Genomic DNA, 4,792 nt, shown 5'->3' with positions numbered 1-4,792 from the left:
CTTTATCTCAATAGATACCTAAAAATGTAGCTGTAATTTGAATCAATACTAAATAAACAACCTTATTTCTTCATTATATAAGCAAATAGATCTCTAACTTCCTGATCACTTAAACGGTTTAGTATGCGTTCAGGCATAATGGATACTGGCAAAGCTTTCATTTCACTAATCTGGCTTACAGAAAGTATAATCTCTTTACCTGACTGCGTTTGAATGGTATGGGTATCTCCATTGCTAGCTGCAAGCTTACCTTCTAGGGTTCGCCCATCTTTTGTAACAAAGCGGTGAAGCCCATAACCTTCTCTGATATCTGCGTTTGGATCAACTACGTTTAGCAAAAAGTAGTTCACATTACTGCGTTCATAGCCTGTTAAATCAGGGCCAATATTTCCACCTTCATTAAACAAACGATGGCAATATCCACAATTGGCTAAATAAAGTATTCTTCCCTTATTGATATCCCCGGTGCCAGATTTTATAAGTTTCGAGTATTTAGCAATAGCTTGATTTTTTTCAGTAGATGTAGACAGTTTAACATTTGGCCAATACTTATCTGCCAATGAATTGATTTTAGGATTGTTTAACTGTTTTAACCTGCGGGCAACTTGATCGGGTACATCATCCTTACTGATTCGCTTTGTGTCTGAAATTGCAGTGAATAACTCATTAGCCCAGCTTGTTCTGCTGGCAAAGAGATCCAAGGCTGCATTTCGAACACCGGTATCTCCTCTAAACTGAGGATATGCTTTAACAATTCGTAAACCAATTTCATCAACATCATAACGTTGCAGGGCTAGTAAAGAGGCCTCTTTCATGGCGGCGGTAGACTTACCGCTTTCAATAATATTCAATAAAATAGGTACAGACTCCGGCTGATTTGTTTGACCAAAAATCACGATGTAGGATAAACGATGGTCAAAATTTGCATTCTCATCTGCTATGACATTTAGTGCTTTTTTAACTGCAGTCCTATTTCCTTGACGTATACCAAGTGCCAATGGTGCTCCAAATAGTTCAGACTGATAGGGTTGAATTGCTTTGCTTAGCTCCACTGATAAACCAATTGCATCTCGGCCCCTAAGGCCTTCACGTAATCCACTCATCAGTATTTTAGCATCTGGTTTTGAGGGTGCAAGACTAATCAATTTGGAGGCAGCTTTATAATTTGCATCTCCACCTGAGAGGATGTAACGCTGCATCAATCGTTTTAATAGTACATTTTGAACGAGCTTATTCTTCCATATATCCTTGTCCGAAAAAATTGAGATCAAAGCATCTCTATCTGTTTCGGCTTTGGCTTCCATGGCCCACCAGATTAGCAGTGGAATATCCGGGTCATTTGAATCATCATGATTGATAATCAGATTTTTTAATATTGGAATAGCAAATGATGCAACTAATCTTTTTGAAGTAGCTGCCAATTGGCTTCTAACTATCACATTGGTTTCACTAGCTGCTAGTGCCGCAAGCTTATTAGCTAGTGCAGAAGAAACATTTTTTTTGTCACCAATTAAACGAACCGACCATTCTCGCACATATGGATCTTGATGTTTGATAGCCATACTAGCCAAATCATCATTAAAGCCGCCGCTCACATGTATAGCCCAAAGCATTTCTAATGCTAGGTCTGAATTAGCAGTTTTTAAAATAGTAACTAATTTAGGTACAATAGACTTATCTCTCCGATTGGCAAACTGTAGTAAAGCTTGTTGACGAAACCATTTATTTTTATTTTCAAGTTGTTTAATGAGTTCAAAATTACTGAGTTTACTAAGATCAAAATTTGCATATGCTGCTTTAGAACCTTTAGCACGCAGCCGATAGATTCTGCCAGAGCTTTTATGCCAGGTATCTCGAGGATCAACATGTGAAAGACGGCTATCATACCAGTCGGCAATATAAATTGCGCCATCAGGTCCGGCTTTAATATTTACAGGTCTAAACCAATGATCATTTGTTTCAATAATCTTTCTCTCGTCTATATTTTTAAATGTAGAGCCTTTTGATTCAAAGCGGCTCAGCTGTACATAATTCAATAATGGATTGATAGCGATCATTTTACCATCATAAGCAGACGGTAATCTGCCACCTTCATACCGAATCAGGGAGTGTGTAAATCGGATTTTTTCGCCCACGAGTTCCATATTATCAAGATTCCCAAAAGTATAGGGGTTTGAGTATGGACCATGCTTACCCAAACTTCTTGGATAATAACCACCTTGTTTATAATAAGGACCTCTATCTGTATTATTATTTCCGGAATACAATCTTCCTTTCCTGTCAAATTCCACATTAAAGGTATTACCCCCACCTTCAGCAAATACTTCAAAAACTTTAGTATCTATGTTGTATCTCCAGATCACTTGCCCTGAAAAAGCAATATTTTTTGAAACGGCAGAACTGATATTTGCAGTAGTAGTACTTCCTTGAGCGCCATAAAGCCAGCCATCAGGCCCCCACCGAAGGCTATTGGCCACAGCATGTGTATCTTCAAGGCCAAAGCCACTTAAATGAACAGTGGGTTCTCCATTGGGTATCCCATCCCCTTCTGGATCATCAAATGAAATCAGATAAGGTGGGTTCAACACCCATATTTTTCCTCTACCGGTTATTACACTTGTTGCAATATTAAGTCCAGATATTGCATCGGTTGATTTATCAAATGTTCCGTCACAATTAGTATCCTCAAATATGCTGATCTTATCTGCTCCTTTAAGCCCACCTGGAGGAGCTGGAGGTACCTTATCAAAGTGTACCCGTAAAAAATTATCAACACTGGTTACTTTCAAACCCTTAGGATAAGGATATTGATGGTATTGTACTACCCATAAACGACCACGATGATCGAAACTAAGCTCAACAGGTTGAACAATATCAGGCTCTGATAAGACCAGATCCATACTTAGATCATTAGGAATTTGGAAATTACTTAGTGCTTTTTGAGGCTGAGTGGGCTGAGTTGAATCGGTAAGAGCACCAAGACCCTTAAAGGCATTCATGTAGCGTGCCACATCATCATTAGCAGATACATCTTCTATTTTAAGCGCTTCAGCTTCCTGATTGTTATTGCAAGCTTGAATACTCGTAATAAGCAAACAAAGTGAATAAAGCAGATATTTGTTCAGACTCATACCATTCTATAATTTATAGTTTAGAGATATAATATTTTGAAGATAAACTCTACTATTTTTATTAATAAATCATTCTTAATCACATTTTCTCATTTCCTCATTTTCTCAAAATTAGTTATGAGATAAATATTGCTAATCAATAAATGATATAAGAAAAGTATTAATGCTCAGATTTTGAATGTATTAAAACCATCTTATTTGCTATTAAAATCAATATTTGATCTAAATATTCTACAAAAAAGCATTCAAAATACAATGGTGTTATGAATTAAAATTTAAAAACTAAAAATCTCAATTAATCAATAGCTCATCAACCATTAATAATGCTGGATTACCCTTTGAAGGATGCCACTCCGGGAGCTTCTTAAGCGGCTTAGCTATGATTTTAATATAAGATACCGATTGAGGCTTAAATGTGGTATAAATGCTCTTAATTTCCTGTACACTAGTTTTATTTGGCATAACTGGATTCATAGTACCTATCAACTTTAAATTATCCTTATCAGTTCCAGCAAAAACCTGAATGCTTGTTGGAGGGAAAGAATATCCATAGGGAAAACGGTTATCAAATCCATTTGGAGATATCAAGGTGTTTAAAGCTATATTTTGAATTTTTTTAACGGTATTAAATTCTAATAACACCTCCAAATTATTTCCCTGATATCCAAGCCAGTTAGAATTATTTGTATCAAAATCACCAAGCTGTCCATCTATTAATGAATTTGCACCCATCGCTTTATGGTATTGGTCAGATTCAAACATTATTTTAATTCGATCTGGTTTGATTGACGTTTTTAAAAATCCAAAGGTACTCACCCCACTACTCAGCCATCCTTTTTTATATGCTTTAGCCTTAATTGTAGAATTTGATTTGATAATTAAATTATTATTAAATACAGGAGAGTTTATACTATCTGGCTCTGTCCCATCTAAGGTATATCTGATGCTGACATCCTGTCTGGGGTGTGTTAGTTGAATTTTAGTTTGATCTTTAAAGACTCTGGAATTATTATTTAACAAAGGTTGTGTGAGTTGAATTGGAGAATTTCCGTCATCTTTATAACCAGTAAGTATCTTTATTTTTTTATTCAATTTCTTTAATTCCTGAATATCTTTTTCAGAAAAAGAGGTGTTCCAAATAGTAAGTTCTTCAAGACTTTTTAATGAAACAATAGGCTTCACTTGAGCTAGATTCACTTTAGTTCCTGAAAGTGATAAACTTTTCAAAGATTTTAATCCGGAAAGTTCTTTTAATCCGCTACCGGTAATATCGGTAAAATTCAAATCAAGATTCTGCAAAGATTCAAATTTTGAAATTCTATTAAGGTCAGTATCCTTAACAGGCATTCTACTCAATCTCAAACTGACAATTTGATCTTTAATTGCAGATAGCTCATCTAGTGATTTAGAATCGAAGCCACTTTTGCTAAAAAAGCTAACGGCTAATGCCGGCGAACCTTGTGAAACTGGAGCTACCAATCTGTAAAAAGTGTTTAATTTTTTAATAGTTTTATCATCTGCAGCATCAAAGTCGAAATCATCGTCCTGGATTTCTGTAGGTTTTAATCTTGAGGTAGCCAATACTCTTAGCGAATCATTCTGTGCAAGATCTGTCACTTTTTTGCTGAATGAGGCTTTATCTTGTATCCACAAAAAAAGCA

The 4,792-nt window shown here is 35.8% G+C and carries 2 protein-coding genes; both read right to left on the bottom strand.

The features are described 5' to 3' along the window. Positions 1 to 62 precede the first annotated feature (62 nt). On the bottom strand, positions 63 to 3,131 hold the full coding sequence (locus ACIQZ6_RS11940; RefSeq protein WP_395811392.1) for a c-type cytochrome: 3,069 nt from the start codon (positions 3,129 to 3,131) through the stop codon (positions 63 to 65). Positions 3,132 to 3,422: 291 nt separating this feature from the next. Further along, positions 3,423 to 4,792: FN3 associated domain-containing protein (locus tag ACIQZ6_RS11935; protein ID WP_395811390.1), on the bottom strand; the 1,370-nt coding region annotated here is incomplete at its 5' end.

It is taken from the genome of Daejeonella sp., assembly GCF_044348475.1.
In the GTDB taxonomy this organism is placed as follows: Bacteria; Bacteroidota; Bacteroidia; order Sphingobacteriales; family Sphingobacteriaceae; genus Daejeonella.
Note: the sequence above shows the minus strand (reverse complement) of the source record. Positions and strands in the feature narration are given on the sequence as shown.